Origin of the sequence: Superficieibacter sp. HKU1 (genome assembly GCF_029319185.1) — a bacterium.
Classification (GTDB): Bacteria; Pseudomonadota; Gammaproteobacteria; order Enterobacterales; family Enterobacteriaceae; genus Superficieibacter.
This window is the reverse complement of record NZ_CP119754.1, coordinates 570,530-588,662: the sequence shown is the minus strand read 5'-3', so window position 1 is coordinate 588,662 and position 18,133 is coordinate 570,530. Positions and strand designations below refer to the sequence as shown.

At 54.3% G+C, this 18,133-nt stretch carries 19 protein-coding genes; 7 read left to right on the top strand and 12 right to left on the bottom strand.

Features of this window, described 5'->3' with window-relative positions; genetic code table 11:
* Nucleotides 1-334: 334 nt before the first annotated feature.
* The 5 genes from sspB to zapE all read right to left on the bottom strand — a co-directional run bounded on the left by sspB (nt 335) and on the right by zapE (nt 3,999).
* Entirely contained in the window at nt 335-829 is a 495-nt protein-coding gene (gene sspB / locus P0H77_RS02875) for a ClpXP protease specificity-enhancing factor (RefSeq protein WP_103675634.1), read from the bottom strand.
* Between the two features lie 5 nt (nt 830-834).
* Nucleotides 835-1,473, bottom strand: coding sequence for a stringent starvation protein SspA (gene sspA / locus P0H77_RS02870; RefSeq protein ID WP_176920407.1), 639 nt, complete (start codon nt 1,471-1,473; stop codon nt 835-837).
* A 314-nt stretch (nt 1,474-1,787) separates the two neighbouring features.
* The gene (gene rpsI / locus P0H77_RS02865) at nt 1,788-2,180 is read right to left on the bottom strand and encodes a 30S ribosomal protein S9 (protein ID WP_000829815.1); all 393 of its coding nucleotides are present in this window, start codon (nt 2,178-2,180) and stop codon (nt 1,788-1,790) included.
* Between the two features lie 15 nt (nt 2,181-2,195).
* Nucleotides 2,196-2,624, bottom strand: a complete 429-nt coding sequence (gene rplM / locus P0H77_RS02860) for a 50S ribosomal protein L13 (protein ID WP_276163496.1) — start codon at nt 2,622-2,624, stop codon at nt 2,196-2,198.
* A gap of 250 nt (nt 2,625-2,874) precedes the next feature.
* Entirely contained in the window at nt 2,875-3,999 is a 1,125-nt protein-coding gene (gene zapE / locus P0H77_RS02855; protein WP_276163495.1) for a cell division protein ZapE, read from the bottom strand.
* 191 nt (nt 4,000-4,190) lie between these two features.
* Here zapE and zapG point away from each other — a divergent pair, with 191 nt between their 5' ends.
* The 3 genes from zapG to degS all read left to right on the top strand — a co-directional run bounded on the left by zapG (nt 4,191) and on the right by degS (nt 7,361).
* Nucleotides 4,191-4,589 (top strand): Z-ring associated protein ZapG, encoded by a 399-nt coding sequence (gene zapG / locus P0H77_RS02850; protein WP_176920405.1) that lies wholly within the window; start codon nt 4,191-4,193, stop codon nt 4,587-4,589.
* 246 nt (nt 4,590-4,835) lie between these two features.
* Nucleotides 4,836-6,203, top strand: a complete 1,368-nt coding sequence (gene degQ, locus P0H77_RS02845; protein ID WP_276163494.1) for a serine endoprotease DegQ — start codon at nt 4,836-4,838, stop codon at nt 6,201-6,203.
* Between the two features lie 90 nt (nt 6,204-6,293).
* Nucleotides 6,294-7,361 carry an outer membrane-stress sensor serine endopeptidase DegS gene (gene degS, locus P0H77_RS02840; RefSeq protein WP_276163493.1) on the top strand — a complete coding sequence of 356 codons (1,068 nt, stop codon included), beginning with the start codon at nt 6,294-6,296 and terminating at the stop codon, nt 7,359-7,361.
* A gap of 104 nt (nt 7,362-7,465) precedes the next feature.
* On the opposite strand, the gene mdh is transcribed toward degS, so the two are convergent.
* Complete coding sequence (mdh, locus tag P0H77_RS02835) at nt 7,466-8,404, bottom strand: malate dehydrogenase (protein ID WP_276163492.1); 939 nt, start codon at nt 8,402-8,404, stop codon at nt 7,466-7,468.
* A gap of 418 nt (nt 8,405-8,822) precedes the next feature.
* On the opposite strand from mdh, the gene argR reads away from it, so the two are divergent.
* The 3 genes from argR to yhcN (P0H77_RS02820) all read left to right on the top strand — a co-directional run bounded on the left by argR (nt 8,823) and on the right by yhcN (P0H77_RS02820) (nt 10,297).
* On the top strand, nt 8,823-9,293 hold the full coding sequence (gene argR / locus P0H77_RS02830; RefSeq protein WP_103675627.1) for a transcriptional regulator ArgR: 471 nt from the start codon (nt 8,823-8,825) through the stop codon (nt 9,291-9,293).
* Between the two features lie 376 nt (nt 9,294-9,669).
* Nucleotides 9,670-9,933 carry a peroxide/acid stress response protein YhcN gene (yhcN, locus tag P0H77_RS02825; protein WP_276163491.1) on the top strand — a complete coding sequence of 88 codons (264 nt, stop codon included), beginning with the start codon at nt 9,670-9,672 and terminating at the stop codon, nt 9,931-9,933.
* Between the two features lie 97 nt (nt 9,934-10,030).
* Nucleotides 10,031-10,297 carry a peroxide/acid stress response protein YhcN gene (gene yhcN / locus P0H77_RS02820; RefSeq protein ID WP_276163490.1) on the top strand — a complete coding sequence of 89 codons (267 nt, stop codon included), beginning with the start codon at nt 10,031-10,033 and terminating at the stop codon, nt 10,295-10,297.
* A gap of 51 nt (nt 10,298-10,348) precedes the next feature.
* On the opposite strand, the gene P0H77_RS02815 is transcribed toward yhcN (P0H77_RS02820), so the two are convergent.
* From P0H77_RS02815 to aaeX, 5 genes are all read right to left on the bottom strand, one after another.
* The gene (locus P0H77_RS02815) at nt 10,349-10,621 is read right to left on the bottom strand and encodes a hypothetical protein (protein ID WP_276163489.1); all 273 of its coding nucleotides are present in this window, start codon (nt 10,619-10,621) and stop codon (nt 10,349-10,351) included.
* Nucleotides 10,622-10,664: 43 nt separating this feature from the next.
* Nucleotides 10,665-12,119 (bottom strand): NAD-dependent succinate-semialdehyde dehydrogenase, encoded by a 1,455-nt coding sequence (locus P0H77_RS02810; protein WP_276163488.1) that lies wholly within the window; start codon nt 12,117-12,119, stop codon nt 10,665-10,667.
* Nucleotides 12,120-12,291: 172 nt separating this feature from the next.
* Nucleotides 12,292-14,259, bottom strand: a complete 1,968-nt coding sequence (gene aaeB / locus P0H77_RS02805; protein ID WP_276163487.1) for a p-hydroxybenzoic acid efflux pump subunit AaeB — start codon at nt 14,257-14,259, stop codon at nt 12,292-12,294.
* Between the two features lie 5 nt (nt 14,260-14,264).
* A complete protein-coding gene (gene aaeA / locus P0H77_RS02800; RefSeq protein WP_276163486.1) occupies nt 14,265-15,197 on the bottom strand; it encodes a p-hydroxybenzoic acid efflux pump subunit AaeA in 933 nt (310 codons plus the stop codon).
* A 7-nt stretch (nt 15,198-15,204) separates the two neighbouring features.
* Nucleotides 15,205-15,408 carry a p-hydroxybenzoic acid efflux pump operon protein AaeX gene (gene aaeX, locus P0H77_RS02795; RefSeq protein WP_103675620.1) on the bottom strand — a complete coding sequence of 68 codons (204 nt, stop codon included), beginning with the start codon at nt 15,406-15,408 and terminating at the stop codon, nt 15,205-15,207.
* Between the two features lie 129 nt (nt 15,409-15,537).
* On the opposite strand from aaeX, the gene aaeR reads away from it, so the two are divergent.
* On the top strand, nt 15,538-16,470 hold the full coding sequence (aaeR, locus tag P0H77_RS02790) for an HTH-type transcriptional activator AaeR (RefSeq protein ID WP_276163485.1): 933 nt from the start codon (nt 15,538-15,540) through the stop codon (nt 16,468-16,470).
* Nucleotides 16,471-16,606: 136 nt separating this feature from the next.
* On the opposite strand, the gene tldD is transcribed toward aaeR, so the two are convergent.
* Nucleotides 16,607-18,052, bottom strand: a complete 1,446-nt coding sequence (tldD, locus tag P0H77_RS02785; protein ID WP_276163484.1) for a metalloprotease TldD — start codon at nt 18,050-18,052, stop codon at nt 16,607-16,609.
* Between the last annotated feature and the right edge of the window lie 81 nt (nt 18,053-18,133).

Genomic DNA, 18,133 nt, shown 5'->3' with positions numbered 1-18,133 from the left:
GATGCTTCATCATAACACAGGATTTTTCGTCATGGGCAACGCGGCCCCGCAAGGGGCTGATGACAAACCTGTTATGCTATTTTATGCGACGTTTTGCCGGGCGGCGGACGGGATGTTGAACTTTATGAAAGTGTAATCCCCTCAGGCCCCCTGACAACGATCATATGGCGAGCGAGTACGAAGTGCAGTTGCCCGATGAAAAATTACTGGCAGACGAACTCATTCGATCGCAGATAGCGCTGAAGGAACAGAAACGCTGAAGCCCGAATGTTCCTGAGTTGAATGAGACAGAGAAAAGCCCTCTCCCCGCCAGGAGAGAGGGTTTAAAACGGTGTTACTTTACGACGCGTAGTGCCGGACGGCCACCGCGCGGCGGCGGATCGTCATCGGGATCGTTGTCATCCTGATGGTCGGGCTTGTCGCCGTCAATAACGGACATCACCGTTTCATTTTCAACGTCGGACTCGCCATCATCGTTCTGGCTGACAATGTCTTCATCATAGGCCGCTTCCGGCTCGAACATCGTGCCTGCGCCGTTTTCACGGGCATAGACCGCCAGCACCGCAGCCAGCGGCACGGAGACCTGACGAGGCACGCCGCCAAAGCGCGCGTTGAAACGCACTTCGTCGTTCGCCAGCTCCAGATTACCGACCGCACGCGGCGCGATATTTAACACAATTTGCCCGTCGCGCGCATATTCCATTGGGACATGCACGCCGGGCAGCGTCACATCCACTACCAGGTGCGGCGTGAGCTGGTTGTCCAGCAGCCATTCATAGAATGCGCGCAGCAGATAAGGACGGCGTGGGGTTAATTGTGACAAATCCATGCTGTTTAGCCCCGGCCAAGGCGTATTTCACGCTCGGCTTCAGTCAGAGAAGCGAGGAAAGAATCACGTTCGAAGACGCGAGTCATATAACCTTTCAGCTCTTTCGCACCCGCACCGCTGAATTCAATCCCCAGCAGCGGCAGACGCCACAGCAGAGGTGCCAGGTAGCAATCCACCAGGCTGAACTCATCGCTCAGGAAATAAGGCTTCTGACCAAATACAGGCGCAATCGCCTGCAATTCTTCGCGCAATTGTTTACGCGCGGCATCCGCTTCGGAAGAAGAACCGTTAACGATGACGTTCATCAACGTGTACCAGTCCTTTTCAATACGTTGCATGTAAAGACGGCTTTCACCACGCGCGACCGGATAAACCGGCATCAGCGGCGGATGCGGAAAACGCTCATCAAGATATTCCATGATGATACGAGATTCCCACAGGGTCAGCTCACGATCCACCAGCGTCGGAACACTCTGATTCGGGTTGAGGTCAATCAGATCCTGAGGCGGGTTGTCCTTCTCCACGTGCTCGATTTCGAAGCTAACACCTTTTTCAGCCAGCACGATGCGGACCTGATGGCTATAGATGTCAGTAGGACCAGAAAACAGCGTCATTACCGAACGTTTGTTGGCAGCGACAGCCATGAAAACCTCCAGGTATATTCAGAATTTTTACTGCTGCCAGCCACAACGTGACTGACCAGATGTTTACGCCTCATTTCCGTTGAACGACATTCCTGTTCAGTTAGTAAACAAAAAATGAACAATCCCCGGTATTTGGGCAGAAAATTGGATGATAGTTTACCAGATTTTGACGCCTTTGTGGTGAGGGGATTCTGGAAATGTGGAAAAAGAGGTCCGATCACGGTCATGAATGGGGATAAACGTCGTTTAGTCCATAAAAAAACCCGCCGAAGCGGGTTTTTTCGCCAATGGTTGTCTGCCTGAGCAGAAACCCATTAACGTTTGGAGAACTGAGGACGACGACGTGCTTTACGCAGGCCGACTTTCTTACGTTCAACCTGACGAGCATCACGAGTAACGAAGCCTGCTTTACGCAGTTCGCCACGCAGGGACTCGTCGTACTCCATCAGAGCGCGGGTGATACCGTGACGGATCGCACCAGCCTGACCAGAGATACCACCACCTTTAACGGTGATGTACAGATCCAGTTTCTCAACCATGTCGACCAGTTCCAGCGGCTGACGAACTACCATGCGGGCAGTTTCACGACCGAAGTACTGTTCCAGAGAACGTTGGTTGATAACGATTTTGCCGTTGCCCGGTTTGATGAACACGCGAGCTGCGGAGCTTTTGCGGCGACCAGTGCCGTAGTATTGATTTTCAGCCATTGCCTATAATCCCGATTAGATGTCAAGAACTTGCGGTTGCTGTGCCGCGTGGTTGTGCTCGTTACCTGCGTAAACTTTCAGTTTACGGAACATAGCACGACCCAGTGGGCCTTTTGGCAACATGCCTTTAACCGCGATCTCAATCACACGCTCAGGACGGCGAGCAATCATCTCTTCAAAGGTCGCTTGTTTGATACCACCGATGTGGCCAGTGTGGTGATAGTACACTTTGTCAGAACGCTTGTTGCCGGTAACAGCAACTTTGTCAGCGTTCAGAACGATGATGTAATCACCGGTATCAACGTGCGGAGTGTATTCCGCTTTGTGCTTACCGCGCAGACGAATAGCCAGTTCGGAAGCCAGACGGCCCAGAGTTTTACCGGTCGCGTCAACAACATACCAGTCGCGTTTTACGGTTTCTGGTTTAGCTGTAAAAGTTTTCATTAAAAGCTTACCCAAATAAATTAGTTACACGTTGGTGAACACCCAAACGCTTCAAAACACATGAGGCTCACACGACATTGTCCAGTAAACCTACCCCCTCGGATATGTTTAAACCGGCACACGACATTTTGGGAAAAAAACATCGTTGTAACGTGGGGTCGCAGGATTATAGAGAAGTCAGGGTCAAAGATCGACCCCTTTTTGTGATTCGCAGCAGGGTTTTTGCGCGCAGCAGACGGCCTGCGTCCCCTCACGGCATATGTTCAAGCCGTAAATACTCCTCGCTTTGCATCTCCTGCAGACGCGACAGACAGCGGCGAAATTCGAACTGTAACGCACTCCCCTGGTAGATCTCCTCCAGCGGACGTTCAGCGCTAACCACCAGCTTCACGTGCCGCTCATAGAATTCGTCCACCAGCGCGATAAAACGTCGTGCTTCGCTCTCCATTAATGGCGTCATTGCCGGCACATCAAACAGCAGTACCGTATGGAACAGCCGTGAGAGCGCGATATAGTCATGCTGGCTGCGGGCATCCACGCACAGGGTAGTAAACGACGCCGCCAGGGTCTGATTTTCAACGCCCAGCGTCGGGAACGGGCGATGGTTAATTTCAAGCTCCGGCGTATGTTCGCGTTTAGCGCCCGCCAGTGAGAGCCAGAGGCTGTCCATCTGCTGTTGCGTTTCGCTATTCAGCGGCGACAGCCACAGGTGCGCCTGGGTAAGCGTACGCAGACGATAATCGATTCCGGCATCGACATTCATGATGTCGCAGTGGGTTTTGATCGCGTCAATGGCAGGCAAAAAGCGCGCGCGCTGTAAGCCGTTGCGGTACAGCTCGTCCGGCGGAATATTGGAGGTGGCGACCAGGGTAATACCGCGGGCAAACAGCGCTTTCATTAACCCGCCCAGCAGCATCGCATCGGTAATATCCGAGACAAAGAATTCATCGAAGCACAGCACGTCGGTTTCGGCTTTAAAGCGGTCGGCGACAATCTCCAGCGGATCGCTCTCGCCCTGCAATGCCGTCAGCTCTTCATGTACGCGCAGCATAAAGCGGTGAAAATGCAGGCGCTGTTTACGCGCACCGGGCAGGCTCTGGTAAAAGAGATCCATCAGCCAGGTTTTCCCGCGTCCGACGCCGCCCCACATATACAGCCCGCGCGCGGGAGGAGTTTGTACACTATCCTGTTTGCCGAGCAGTTTGCCGATTTTCGCGAACAAACCGCCGTTTTGCCTGATGGCCTCAGGCTGCATCGCCAGTTGCTGATAGATAGCATCCAGCCGCGCCACCGCCTCCCGCTGGACGTCGTCGGGTTGGTGGGTGCCCTCACGCAGGGCCTGCTGATAACGCGATGTCGGAGAAGTGCTTTGCATGGCTTATTATTATTCCTTGTAAATCAGGGTGCCATCGTTCACGGTTGGCGAAAAAAAGGCCGTTCTACACTACGCGATGTGCGGCCGGGATTCCACTTCTGAGGATTTAGCGGTTATAGTGGCATAATCGGGCACGGGCATGGAGCCTCGCGGCCAACACCCTACGGAATCACACACAACGGGAGATGTACATGACCTGGGAATATGCGCTAATTGGTTTAGTTGTCGGTATCATCATCGGTGCCGTTGCCATGCGTTTTGGTAATCGTAAATTACGTCAACAGCAGGCTTTGCAGTACGAACTGGAAAAGAACAAAGCAGAGCTGGAGGAGTATCGTGAGGAGCTGGTCAGCCACTTTGCCCACAGTGCCGAGCTGCTGGATAACATGGCTGATGATTATCGTAAGATTTATCAGCATATGGCAAAAAGCTCCAGCAACCTTCTGCCGGGTATGGCGGCGGAAAATAATCCTTTCCGCAACCGTCTGGCGGAATCGGAAGCCAATAACGATCAGGCTCCTGTGCAGATGCCGCGTGATTACTCAGAAGGCGCATCGGGTCTGCTGCGTAACGGCGTGAAGCGCGATTAATACGCTTGATGGCATACTGTCTCCATGACGCGGGGTAACCGCCGGATTGGGTCTCTCCGGGAACCGGGTCCCCCTATTTCCCCTGACAGCCCTTTTCTTCCTGGGCGCACGCGCTGCGCCCGTTTCAACTATTCTTATCCCAGCGATGATTTAATCATTATCGCATTGTGACCCGGCCACATTTTCAATAACATCAAACTGTTTTGGGATGGTCTTCTTTCACTTCAGGTATGAGAGCCAGCATCGATGAAGAAACAAACCCTGCTGTTGAGTGCGTTAGCGTTGAGTGTCGGGTTATCTCTTTCGGCACCCTTTACGGCTGCTGCGGCGCTGCCGTCGCAGATTCCTGGTCAGGCGGCGCTGCCGAGCCTGGCCCCCATGCTGGAAAAAGTTCTGCCTGCGGTGGTCAGCGTTCAGGTTGAGGGTACCGCCGTACAGGGTGCAAAAGTGCCGGAAGAGTTGAAGAAATTCTTCGGCGATGTCGCTCCCGATCAACAGCCGCAGCCGTTTGAAGGGCTGGGCTCTGGCGTCATTATTGACGCGGCGAAAGGTTACATTCTCACGAATAATCATGTGATTAATCAGGCGCAGAAGATCAGCGTTCAGCTTAACGATGGCCGCGAGTTTGACGCCAAACTGATTGGCAGCGACGATCAGAGCGATATCGCGCTGCTGCAAATCCAGAACGCCACCAATTTGACCCAGATTGCGATTGCCGACTCCGATAAACTGCGCGTCGGCGATTTCGCGGTGGCGGTCGGTAATCCGTTTGGCCTTGGGCAAACGGCCACCTCCGGCATTGTTTCCGCGCTGGGACGCAGCGGTCTGAACCTGGAAGGCCTGGAAAACTTTATCCAGACCGACGCCTCTATTAACCGCGGCAACTCCGGCGGCGCATTGTTGAATCTTAACGGCGAGCTGATCGGCATTAATACCGCAATCCTTGCGCCGGGCGGCGGCAGCGTCGGTATCGGCTTTGCCATCCCCAGTAATATGGCGCGCACCCTCGCCCAGCAGCTGATTCAGTTTGGCGAAATCAAACGCGGGCTGTTGGGGATTAAGGGCATGGAGATGTCTTCTGACATTGCCAAAGCGTTTAATCTGAACGTTACCCGCGGCGCGTTTGTCAGCGAAGTGCTGCGCAATTCCGGCTCGGCGAAAGCGGGCGTGAAATCGGGCGACGTCATCGTCAGCCTGAACGACAAACCGTTAAACAGCTTTGCCGAACTGCGCTCACGTATTGCCACTACCGAGCCGGGCAGTAAAGTGAAGCTCGGGCTGCTGCGCGACGGCAAACCGCTGGATGTGGAAGTGACGCTCGATAAGAGCACCTCGTCTTCTGCCAGCGCGGAGATGATCGCCCCGGCGCTTCAGGGCGCCAAACTCAGCGACGGCCAGTTGAAGGACGGCTCGAAAGGTATCACGGTCGATGAGGTCGAGAAAGACAGCGCCGCGGCCCAGGCGGGTCTGCATAAAGGCGATGTGATCACCGGTCTTAATCGCGAGCGTATTCATTCTATTGCTGAAATGCGTAAAGCGCTGGAAGCGAAGCCGTCTATCATCGCGCTGAATATCGTGCGCGGTAATGAGAGCATCTATTTGCTTCTGCGCTGATTAATGACACGTCCGGATGTCACCTGACGTGTGATGTCCGGATAAGTCGTGCTATGCTGCGACGGTTTACTTATCAATGATATCCGCATCATGCTTGTGAAGCTTTTACGCTCGATTGCTATCGGTTTAATTGTCGGCGGTCTGTTACTGGCTGCCATGCCTTCTTTACGCCAGTGGAACGTCAACTCTGCGCCGCACTATGACAGTGCCGACGAATCGCCGGTCAGCTACAATCAGGCCGTACGCCGCGCCGCGCCTGCGGTGGTGAACGTCTACAACCGCGGGATGAACAGTTCCAGCCATAACCAACTGGAGATCCGCACCCTGGGCTCCGGCGTGATTATGGATGAGCGCGGCTATATTGTGACCAACAAGCACGTAATTAACGATGCGGACCAGATTATCGTTGCGCTTCAGGACGGGCGCGTTTTTGAGGCGTTGCTGGTTGGCTCGGATAGCCTGACCGATCTGGCGGTGCTCAAAATTAACGCCACCGGCGGCCTGCCGGTGATCCCGATTAACCGCAAGCGCATACCGCATATCGGTGACGTGGTGCTGGCGATTGGTAACCCCTATAACCTCGGGCAGACCATCACCCAGGGGATCATCAGCGCCACCGGGCGCATCGGCCTGAATCCCTCGGGTCGACAAAACTTCCTGCAAACCGACGCTTCCATCAACCACGGTAATTCCGGCGGCGCGCTGATTAACTCGCTCGGCGAGCTAATGGGGATTAACACCCTCTCCTTTGATAAGAGCAACGATGGCGAAACGCCGGAAGGGATCGGCTTTGCGATCCCCTTCCAGCTGGCGACCAAAATTATGGATAAGCTGATCCGCGATGGCCGGGTGATCCGCGGCTATATTGGCATTGGCGGCCGTGAAATCGCGCCGCTCCACGCCCAGGGCGCGGGGATCGATCAGATTCAGGGGATTGTGGTTAACGAAGTGTCGCCGGGCGGCCCGGCAGCGGAAGCGGGTATCCAGGTCAACGACGTAATCGTGTCGGTAAATAATAAACCGGCGGTCTCCGCACTGGAGACGATGGATCAGGTGGCGGAAATTCGGCCGGGTTCGGTGATCCCGGTGGAAGTGATGCGCGAGGATAAGAAGCTGAAGCTGAACGTGACGATTCAGGAATACCCGGCAACCGAGTAAGTGAGATGCCGGGTGGCGGTTTCGCCTTACCCGGCCTGTTAACGTGCTGTGAGACCTTTGTAGGCCCGGTAAGCGCAGCGCCACCGGGCATGGTACTACCACACTTACTTATTAACGAACTCTTCGCCGAGCTGAATATCTTTCTTCAGCGTTTCCAGCATACCGTCCAGCGCCTGCTGCTCGAACGCGCTCAGTTCGCCGTAAGGTTTACGTTCTTCGATACCGTTTTTACCCAGCAGCAGCGGCTGTGAGAAGAAACGCGCATGTTTGCCGTCACCCTCAACGTAAGCACACTCCACTACGCCCTGCTCACCCTGAAGCGCGCGCACCAGCGATAAACCGAAGCGTGCTGCCGCCTGGCCCATAGAAAGCGTTGCGGAACCGCCACCGGCTTTAGCTTCTACCACTTCTGTACCCGCATTCTGGATACGTTTGGTGAGATCGGAGATTTCCTGGCTGGTGAAGCTCACACCCGGGATCTGCGAGAGCAGCGGCAGAATGGTCACGCCGGAGTGGCCGCCGATCACCGGTACATCGACTTCCGTCGGTTTTTTGCCTTTCAGTTCCGCAACAAACGTGTTTGAGCGGATGATATCCAGCGTAGTGACGCCAAACAGCTTGTTCTTATCGTAGACGCCCGCTTTCTTCAGCACTTCCGCCGCAATCGCGACCGTGGTATTAACCGGGTTAGTGATAATACCAATACACGCTTTCGGGCAGGCTTTAGTGATTTGTAACACCAGATTCTTAACGATCCCGGCGTTGACGTTAAACAGATCGGAACGATCCATACCCGGCTTACGTGCCACGCCCGCCGAGATCAGTACAACGTCAGCTCCTTCCAGCGCCGGAGTGGCATCCTCGCCGGAAAAACCTTTGATCTTAACGTCAGTCGGAATGTGGCTAAGATCAACAGCAACGCCGGGAGTGACTGGCGCGATATCATACAGGGAGAGTTCTGAGCCTGAAGGCAGTTGGGTTTTCAGTAGTAGGGCAAGCGCCTGGCCGATACCGCCCGCAGCGCCGAGGACTGCAACTTTCATCCTAAACTCCTTATTATGGTTAATATAATTGACCGTTACTCCATGGCAGTGACAGTAGTTAACGACACCTGCAAACACAAATGCCTTACGCAGGTAATGCGTCATCACACGCATTATTGCAGGCAAAAAAGGCACAATATGCTTTGCTTATGAAGGCCGTAGTCACTTTCGATAGCGTATCAACACGCGGTTACATTACACCGTGGAGGCCAACCAAAACAACATCAATTTGATAACAATTATTTTACTTTTAAGTCGATCCCTTTCTTGTGACTCAGACGTGTTCCTTAATAACGAAATTTGATAAAATCCCTCCCTTTCATAACATTATTTCAGCCTTATTCACGGCAGATAGATTGCATAAAAATTCATCACTATGCATAATAATGTTGTTTCTACCGCCATGATTGGGTGACTTATGCGAAGCTCGACTAAACAAGAAGAGTTAGTCAAAGCGTTTAAAGCGCTACTTAAAGAAGAAAAGTTCAGTTCTCAGGGAGAGATCGTCCAGGCGTTGCAGGAAGAGGGCTTCGAAAATATCAATCAGTCCAAAGTGTCCCGCATGCTGACTAAGTTTGGCGCGGTACGCACGCGCAACGCCAAAATGGAGATGGTTTACTGCCTGCCCGCAGAACTGGGCGTGCCAACGACCTCCAGCCCGCTAAAGAATCTGGTGCTGGATATCGACTATAACGATGCCGTTGTGGTTATTCATACCAGCCCCGGTGCAGCACAGCTCATTGCGCGTTTGCTGGACTCGTTAGGTAAAGCGGAAGGTATCCTTGGCACTATCGCGGGGGATGACACGATCTTTACCACGCCTGCCCGCGATTTTACGGTAAAAGAACTGTACGAAGCGATCCTGGTGTTGTTCGAACAGGAGCTGTAATCCCCCTTTCCCTCCAGACCACGCTGGAGGGAATGTCCCTTCTGCGCGACGTAAACCCGATAATCCCCTGCTTTTCCTTTAACACTTAGTGCGATCTACGCTCTCAATTTATTCACACAGTGAATGATTCTCGAAGAAACCGCACGAAAAATCAAATTCCCCTATCCTGCTGTTTTTTAATATTTTGTTAACATCACTGCGCACAAAATATCCCTTTTTTATTCCACTATGTTATAGCGCATGCCATCATTAAAACTTATTAACGCATGTTATAATTAGTCTGTTATTAATTTTCCGGGTGATTAGTGTATACTTGATTTTGTGATGAGGGTCACGAAATAAGGCCCTTACGAAAAAATTCGACGAGGTAAATAACATGAAAATGACAACAACTGTAGCCACCCTGAGCCTGCTTTCCGTTCTTTCTTTTGGTGCTTTCGCCGCGGATTCTATCTCCAGCGAGCAAGCGCTGAATCGCGAAGCTATCGGTACCGTATCGGTAGGCGCTGTTGGCACCGCTCCGATGGACATGCGTGCCATGCTGGATGAGAAAGCCACCGAACAGGGCGCATCCGCCTACCGTATTATCGAAGCACGTACCGGCGACCAGTGGCATGCCACTGCGGAACTGTATAAATAAGGTTATTAAGTAAAACCATCTTCTCGACTGCGGCATCCCATAAAAAAGCGACACAAAACGCCATGCCGCATACAGACACCTGTAAGGAATAAAGATTATGAAAAACGTAATGATTATCGCATCCCTGGGCCTGGCCTCCGTTCTGTCCTTTGGCGCCAGTGCAGCCGCCCATCAGGTTAACGCTGAACAGGCACAGAACCTTCAGTCGATGGGTTCTATCTCTGCGTCTGCCGTCGCAGGTAGCCCAATGGATATGCGTCATGAACTGGCAGTAAAAGCGGAAAAAGAAGGCGCCAGCAGCTATCGCATCACTGAAATGCGCACCGGCGACCACTGGCACGCCACCGCAGAATTGTACAAGTAAACCCTCGTCGTCTGAACCGACGACCTTGCCCCCGTTCGCCGGGGGCTTTTTTTAATGGCGCACGTTAAAACGTAATTGCCCTTCCAGTTCTTCTTCTGCCTCATCAAATAGCAGGATCAACGCACCGTAGCGGCGACGTTTGGTGTCATTAAGATGCACAAAGTCGATTTCCAGCGGCAGCGGCAGCACATTGCCCATCACCACGTCCCACAGTGAATCCAGATCGTTCACCTGCTCGCTTTTCAGCGCAAATACCCGCGTGAATTCACGATAGAAATCGCTTTGATTTTTTATTGTCGTAAAGTCAAAAGTATAAATTTTCATTGCCCGGTCCACAGCCAATGGGCGGCATCTGCCGCCCGGCTACTTATAATCCCCCAATGTGCAGGGTTTTCACTTCCAGAAACTCATCCAGTCCCAGTACGGAACCTTCACGTCCCAGCCCCGACTCTTTTACGCCACCAAACGGCGCAACTTCGGTGGAAACCGCGCACTCGTTGACGCCAATCATGCCGCTTTCCAGCGCCTGAGAAACGCGGAAAATACGCTGCATATTCTGGGTGTAGAAGTAGGCCGCAAGGCCAAACGGCGTATGATTTGCACGCTTGATCACTTCATCTTCCGAGGTGAAGCGGAAACAGGCCGCGACCGGGCCGAACGTTTCTTCCTGCGCCAGTTTCATGCCGTCATTGCAGTCCCCCAGCACTGTAGGCTGCCAGAAGTTACCGCCCAGCGCGTGCGCTTTACCACCGGCGAGGATTTTCGCGCCTTTACTGACGGCATCCTCAATATGTTCACGCACTTTATCCACGGCAGATGGCTCAATCAGCGGGCCGACGATTACCCCCTCCTCCAGCCCGTTCCCCACTTTTAACGCACCGACGGCGTCACTCAGTTTTTGCACAAAGCTGTCGTAGATATTTTCATGAAGATAGAAACGGTTGACGCTCACGCAGACCTGCCCGGCGTTGCGGAATTTGTTGGCGATGGCGCCCTGCACGGCAGCGTCAATATCTGCATCGTCGAAAACGATATACGGCGCGTTCCCTCCCAGCTCCATAGAGATTTTTTTCATGGTATCGGCGGAGTTGCGCACCAGCGTTTTGCCTACGGCGGTCGAGCCGGTAAAGGTAATTTTCCGCACCTCAGGGCTTGCCATGATCGCATCGCTAATGTCGGAGGTACTCCCGGCCACCGCATTCAAAACGCCGTCCGGTACGCCCGCTTTTTTTGCCAGTTGCAGCAGGGCAAAGGCGCTAAGCGGCGTATTGTTTGCCGGTTTAATGACGCCAGTGCAGCCCGCCGCCAGCGCCGGACCGAGTTTGCGGGTAAGCATCGCCATCGGGAAGTTCCACGGAGTGATCGCCGCCACCACGCCGACCGGTTCACGCGTCGCCAGGATGCGCGATCCCGGCTTCGCTGGCGGAATGATCTCGCCGTTTGCACGTTTCGCCTGTTCCGCAAACCACTGAATAAAGCTGGCAGCGTATTCCACCTCACCTTCAGCTTCTTTCAGCGGTTTCCCTTGCTCGGTAGTCATTAACTCACCCAGCCAGCGTTTGTTTTCGATAATCAGTTGATACCAGCGGTAGAGGATTTCCGAGCGCTGTTTTGCCGTTTTCGCCCTCCAGCCCGGAAAAGCCCGGCTGGCAGCGGCAATAGCGTCTTCGGTCTCTTTTTTACCGGCTTTTGCAACGCGGGTAATGACCTCGCCTGTTGCCGGGTTGACGACATCAAAGGTCGCGTCGAGCGTTTTCCAGACGCCATCTACCAGATACCCTGTTTGAAAGAGTTCGTGCTCCTGAAGTGTCTGTGCTGCCATGTGCCCTCCCGATGTGTTTCTTTTATAGCGTTTAAGTATAGCCATAAAAAAACCGACGCTTCTGACGTCGGTTTAGAGGGTTGGCAAAGTCGCTTAACAGGGAAACGCCCCGATAGCCGCGGGCGGTTTGCATCAACCTCAGCCGAGGCTTTTTCCATTTTGTGCCAGGAACCTAGTGGGTGGTCAAAGCATGTTGATATTTATGCAGCATGTCGACCAGCCGGTAAACCGGCTCAGTAACCTGCGGCGAAGCCTGCCAGTAGCGCAGTTTTTCCTGATAAACATCAAGTTCTTCAAGCAGTTCGGTAAAATAGAGACGGCGCTTGTCGTCGTTGCTGGCGGAAATGACCCGGTCAGCGGTATGCCTGAGCCGACGATGGAAAGCCGAGAGATCGTCGTTAACCGGCACCGGTGCGTCACGCAGGCGTTGATGCGCGATGATCAGGGTCAGCGCCAGGCGAAATTTCGCCACGTCGCCAGGAAATTTATTCAGCAGCAGAAAGAGTTGCTGATAGAGCGCAGGCAAATGGTTCTCTTTACGGCGGGCCATATTGGTCGTCATCGCCGATACTGCCGCAGAAACAAACTGGTTTAACAGCACGCGTCCGGTACGCGTCCGCGAGTTATCACGGATCAGCAGGATCACTATCAGCGCCAGTGAACAGCCCACCAGTTGCCCCAGTGCGCTATCGAGAAACTGACTAAAGTGGAACGTCATCGGGTTATCCAGCACGATGATATTGATGGTGCTCGCCAGCGCCCCCAGCGAGCCGAGGCGTCTTTTCTGCACTTCAATCCCGATAAAAAAGGCCAGCACCGCCAGACTAATACACAGCAGCAACATACTTTGCTGAGTAGAAGGAATGATGACCAGAAAGAACAGTGCCCCCAGCGGCAGCGCCACCAGCGTGCCATAAAGGAAATCTATCGCCACCATGCGCGGATTTGGCAGGCGCATCGCCAGGGCAGTCACCACAGCAATCATCACCATCGCCCCGCTGCCGGAGGTCCAGCCGGTCCACAACCAGAAAAGCGTGCCGAGAATGCACGACAGCGTGGTGCGCCAGAAATTAACCATCGCATGATGGCGCTCGGCTGAGTCCAGCCTGACAATCACTTCGCCCTGCAGGACGTCTTCTTCCACCGCGCTGATTTTGGCATTCCCCACCACGCCACGTTTTAAAAGCTGATAGCGCGTAGCCGCAGCGACCCAGCTATAGACGGTGACGGGAGTGTCCCGCTCGCCGGTCCACACCAGCAGGCGACGAATACGTTTAAGTTGCTTATGCACATCCTGTGCGTTTTCTACCGGCGTGGAAAAAATCTCGCGCCAGGTATCCGTCACCAGTTCCGGGCGCGTATTCTGCATAATATAGGTTTCACACGCCTGGGTAATAAGCGTCAGAGAGACCGTATTCAGCGCTTTCAGGCGACGGCCCGCGCGTGACCAGCGGGAAGATTCCATCAGCAAATTCCCGCGCATGCCTTCCAGAGCCGCCGTGCGGCGCACCAGCGCGCCCCAGGCGTTATCCAGCTCTTCGCTGTCTCCGTGCTGGATACACAGCTGCATCAGGCGATACTGTTCCACCAGCAGATTATCCAGCTCAAGATCGATAACCTGCTTAATGGAGCGTGGGGAGAACAGCAGATCCGCGACAATCGCGCAGACGATGCCAATGACAATTTCACTGCAGCGCTCGACGGCAAATTGCGGTGTCAGCAAGGGAGCCGTCTGAATGGTGATCACAATGATCAGCGCCGTATAACCTGCCAGCCCCCAGGCATAGGAATTTTCGACGCGCACCAGCGACGAAACCCAGGTACAAAATCCGGCCCAGATGCAACACACCAGCACCATCAGCAGCGGCGCACGGATCATCAGAATAATGATGGTCAGCGCGGCGATACAGCCGATAAACGTACCGATGATACGCAGCATACCGCGATAGCGAATTGCCCCGGACCAGGGTTCGCCACCCGCCGCAAACGCCGGACCCGCTGCAACAATCGCCGCCGTCAGCACCGCCCAGCGTGGCGTTTCAAGCTGGAAGTGAAAACCGACAAACAGCGCCAACACGATAGCACTGGCCAGTTTGACAGCAAAGCGAACATGCTGAGTCGCGATGGAGAAAATACCCATGGCGCTTAGCCGAACTCGCGCAGGCGCAGCGCCAGTTTCTGAAAGAATGACATCTGCCGGACATCACGATCCTGGGCACCAGTGATAACGACCGTGGCTGTCGTCCCGGCAGGCCAGACATTTTCCCCCTGGCTATCCAGACGAATGCGTACCGGCACGCGCTGCGCCAGGCGCACCCATTCCAGGTTTGAGTCAACGGTTGCCATGCCTTTAGCGTCATTACTGCTGCTGGCATTGGTCACCCCTGCCGAAATGCTGTCGACGGTGCCTTTAATGACCCGGTTACTGCCCAGCGGCGTAATTTCTGCCCGGTAGCCGGGACGCACGCCCTCCAGTTTGGTCTCTTCCATGTAGGCCTGAATATAAAAGCTATTTTGTTTCACCAGCGCCACGGCGGTGGAGCCACGGGTAATAAACTCACCGCTGTATACGTTCAGGTTAGTGACCCAGCCATCGGCGGGGGCGCGGATGACCGTGCGTTCTAAATCAAGTTTTGCCAGATCGCGCGTGGCCTCGGCCTTCGCCAGCTGGTGCTCTACGGTTTGCAGAATATTATTGGCCTGATCGATTTCTTCACGTGACATCGCCTGGACGCCTAACTGATTGCGTCGTCCGGCCTCACGCCGTTTTTCGCTGGCCAGCGCTTTGTAGTAGGCGACGTCAGCATCCGCCTCTTCCACGGCTTTCTGATAGCGCGGCCGATCGATGGTGAATAACACCTGATCCTTTTTGACCAGCTGGTTATCGTGTACATCCACCTGAGTGATAAGCCCGGCGACGTCCGGCGCAATGGCAACTACGTCCGCGCTGAAGCGGGCGTCACGCGTCCACGGCGATTCCGTGTAGTAAACCCACGCGTGAAAGATGGCCGTAAACGCCAGCAGGACCAGTATCAGCGTAATGGCCGTACGGGAAATTTTTCTTGTTAGTGTTTTCACATCCACCTCAGACGAACAAACGCGATATCAAATAAAACAGGCAGCAATACAACGCAGTATTGAAGAGTGCAGGATGCCAGACGAAATCGTAGATCCCGGTCGGGACCAGCACGCGGTGCACCAGCCAGAAGAGGGCCAGAGACAATAGCAACTCAAAGAAGATCGGCGGAAACGACAAGCCGAAAATCACAATGACGGGAAACAGACTCATGTTGACCTTGATTAGAGAGAGTGCAGGCGAGTGCGATGTATTAGTTATTTGGCTAACAATATATTAGCGTAACAGTTATGCAGTGATCTATATTATGTGATCTAAATCACTTTTAACTCAGAGTGAACAATGGAACGACTTAAACGTATGTCAGTTTTTGCCAAAGTAGTGGAACACGGCTCTTTTACCGCCGCGGCCAGGCAGCTGCAAATGAGCGTTTCTTCGCTTAGCCAGACGGTGTCAAAGCTGGAAGACGAATTGCAGGTTAAGCTGTTAAACCGCAGTACGCGGAGCCTTGCGCTGACCGAAGCCGGCAAAATTTATTACCAGGGCTGCCGCCGGATGATGCATGAAGTACAGGATGTTCATGAGCAACTGTATGCGTTTAACAACACCCCTATTGGCACCTTGCGGATTGGTTGTTCTTCAACCATGGCACAAAATGTTCTTGCAACCATTACCGCCGAGATGTTGAAAGAGTATCCGGGGCTGGCGGTGAACCTGGTGACCGGTATTCCCGCGCCGGACCTGATCGCCGACGGTCTGGATGTGGCGATCCGCGTTGGGGCGTTACAGGACTCAAGCTTGTTTTCCCGACGGCTGGGCGCGATGCCGATGGTGGTGTGCGCGGCGCAAAGCTATCTTCAGCATGCCGGAACGCCGGAGAAACCGGCGGATCTTGCCAGCCATTCGTGGCTGGAGTACAGCGTGCGTCCGGATAACGAATTCGAGCTGATCGCGCCGGAAGGTATTTCTACCCGGCTGATCCCCGAAGGACGGTTTGTGACAAACGATCCCATGACGCTCACCCGCTGGCTGGTGGCCGGAGCCGGGATCGCTTATGTGCCGTTGATGTGGGTAATTAATGAGATTAACCGTGGCGAGCTGGAGATCCTGCTGCCGCGTTATCAGTCCGATCCACGCCCGGTTTATGCGCTGTATACCGAAAAAGATAAGCTGCCGCTGAAGGTGCAGGTGTGTATTAATGCGCTGACGGATTATTTTGTCGATGTGGCAAGGGTATATCAGGAAATGCGCGGGCGGGGGAAGGAATTACGCTAGCGCTGCCGCCCGGCGTGGCGCTGCGCTTACCGGGCCTACGGATATGCGCAACGAATTATTCGTAATGCTTTGATATACAATGAACTGTAGGCCGGGTAAGGCGAAGCCGCCACCCGGCAACGCCGTAGTAAAAGCGTTACGCTGTGCCGCCTACCGTCAGGTTATCGACCTTCAACGTTGGCTGGCCGACGCCCACGGGCAGGCTCTGCCCCTCTTTTCCGCACACGCCCACGCCTTTATCCAGCTTCAGATCGTTACCGACCATCGAGATTTGCTGCATTGCTTCAATCCCGGAACCGATAAGCGTCGCGCCTTTCACTGGCGTGGTCACTTTGCCGTTTTCGATCAGGTAAGCTTCAGAGGTAGAGAAAACGAATTTGCCGGAAGTGATATCCACCTGACCCCCGCCGAAATTCGGCGCATAGATACCGTACTCGACGGATTCGATGATTTCCTGCGGCGTGGATTTACCTGCCAGCATATAGGTATTGGTCATGCGCGGCATTGGCAAATGGGCGTAGGACTCACGGCGACCGTTGCCGGTCGGCGCAACGCCCATCAGACGCGCGTTAAGTTTGTCCTGCATATAGCCTTTCAGCACGCCGTTTTCGATCAGCGTGTTGTACTGACCCGGCACGCCTTCGTCATCAATCGAGACGGAGCCACGGCGATCGGCAATGGTGCCGTCATCCACCACGGTGCACAGTTCCGATGCCACCAGTTCCCCGATATGGCCGCTGAACACCGAGGTACCGCGACGGTTGAAATCGCCTTCCAGACCGTGGCCGACCGCTTCGTGCAGCAGTACGCCAGGCCAGCCTGCGCCCAGCACCACCGGCAGCGTTCCCGCCGGTGCCGCAACGGCGGAGAGGTTTACCAGCGCCATTCGCACCGCCTCTTTTGCCCACGCGTCGGCACGCACGTCGCCGTCTTCATCGCCAAGGAAATATTCGTAGCCAAAACGACCGCCGCCGCCGCTGGCCCCGCGTTCACGTTTGCCGTCCTCTTCCACCTGCACGCTTACCGACAAGCGAACCAGCGGACGCACGTCCGCCGCCAGCGTACCATCAGTGGCCGCCACGAGGATCAGTTCATAAACGCCGGTCAGACTGGCGGACACTTCCTGCACGCGCTTGTCTGCCGCACGGGCCACGCCGTCAACCCGACGCAGAATATCAAGCTTCTCTTCACGGCTCATGCTTTGCAGCGGATCGATACTGGTATACAGCGCGCGATGTTCTACCGCCCCCAGCGTCTGCACGCGACCGTCGCCCGCATCACGTACGATAGTGCGTGCCGCCAGCGCGCTCTGCTCCAGCGCCAGTTTGCTGATCTGATCGGCGTAGGCAAAACCCGTTTTTTCGCCGCTCACCGCGCGCACGCCAACGCCCTGGTCGATGTTGTACGAGCCATCTTTAATAATGCGGTCTTCTAAAACCCAGGATTCGTGGTAGCTCGACTGGAAATAGAGATCGCCATAATCCAGGCGACGCTCAGTTAACTGGCCAAGAATGGCAAACAGATCCTGATGGTTCAGGCCGTTTGCAGAAAGCAGGTGTTCACTTACCAGGTTCAGACTCATTATTTTGCTACTCTTTGGTTGCCAGCACGGCTGGCGATAAAAAAACGTCTCTATTGAGATTGAGGCAATTCATAGCTGGCG

Coding starts and splice junctions, on each gene's coding strand:
- sspB (WP_103675634.1), bottom strand. CDS start 829: ATGGATTTGTCACAATTAACCCCACGCCGTCCTTATCTGCTGCGCGCA.
- sspA (WP_176920407.1), bottom strand. CDS start 1,473: ATGGCTGTCGCTGCCAACAAACGTTCGGTAATGACGCTGTTTTCTGGT.
- rpsI (WP_000829815.1), bottom strand. CDS start 2,180: ATGGCTGAAAATCAATACTACGGCACTGGTCGCCGCAAAAGCTCCGCA.
- rplM (WP_276163496.1), bottom strand. CDS start 2,624: ATGAAAACTTTTACAGCTAAACCAGAAACCGTAAAACGCGACTGGTAT.
- zapE (WP_276163495.1), bottom strand. CDS start 3,999: ATGCAAAGCACTTCTCCGACATCGCGTTATCAGCAGGCCCTGCGTGAG.
- zapG (WP_176920405.1), top strand. CDS start 4,191: ATGACCTGGGAATATGCGCTAATTGGTTTAGTTGTCGGTATCATCATC.
- degQ (WP_276163494.1), top strand. CDS start 4,836: ATGAAGAAACAAACCCTGCTGTTGAGTGCGTTAGCGTTGAGTGTCGGG.
- degS (WP_276163493.1), top strand. CDS start 6,294: ATGCTTGTGAAGCTTTTACGCTCGATTGCTATCGGTTTAATTGTCGGC.
- mdh (WP_276163492.1), bottom strand. CDS start 8,404: ATGAAAGTTGCAGTCCTCGGCGCTGCGGGCGGTATCGGCCAGGCGCTT.
- argR (WP_103675627.1), top strand. CDS start 8,823: ATGCGAAGCTCGACTAAACAAGAAGAGTTAGTCAAAGCGTTTAAAGCG.
- yhcN (WP_276163491.1), top strand. CDS start 9,670: ATGAAAATGACAACAACTGTAGCCACCCTGAGCCTGCTTTCCGTTCTT.
- yhcN (WP_276163490.1), top strand. CDS start 10,031: ATGAAAAACGTAATGATTATCGCATCCCTGGGCCTGGCCTCCGTTCTG.
- P0H77_RS02815 (WP_276163489.1), bottom strand. CDS start 10,621: ATGAAAATTTATACTTTTGACTTTACGACAATAAAAAATCAAAGCGAT.
- P0H77_RS02810 (WP_276163488.1), bottom strand. CDS start 12,119: ATGGCAGCACAGACACTTCAGGAGCACGAACTCTTTCAAACAGGGTAT.
- aaeB (WP_276163487.1), bottom strand. CDS start 14,259: ATGGGTATTTTCTCCATCGCGACTCAGCATGTTCGCTTTGCTGTCAAA.
- aaeX (WP_103675620.1), bottom strand. CDS start 15,408: ATGAGTCTGTTTCCCGTCATTGTGATTTTCGGCTTGTCGTTTCCGCCG.
- aaeR (WP_276163485.1), top strand. CDS start 15,538: ATGGAACGACTTAAACGTATGTCAGTTTTTGCCAAAGTAGTGGAACAC.
- tldD (WP_276163484.1), bottom strand. CDS start 18,052: ATGAGTCTGAACCTGGTAAGTGAACACCTGCTTTCTGCAAACGGCCTG.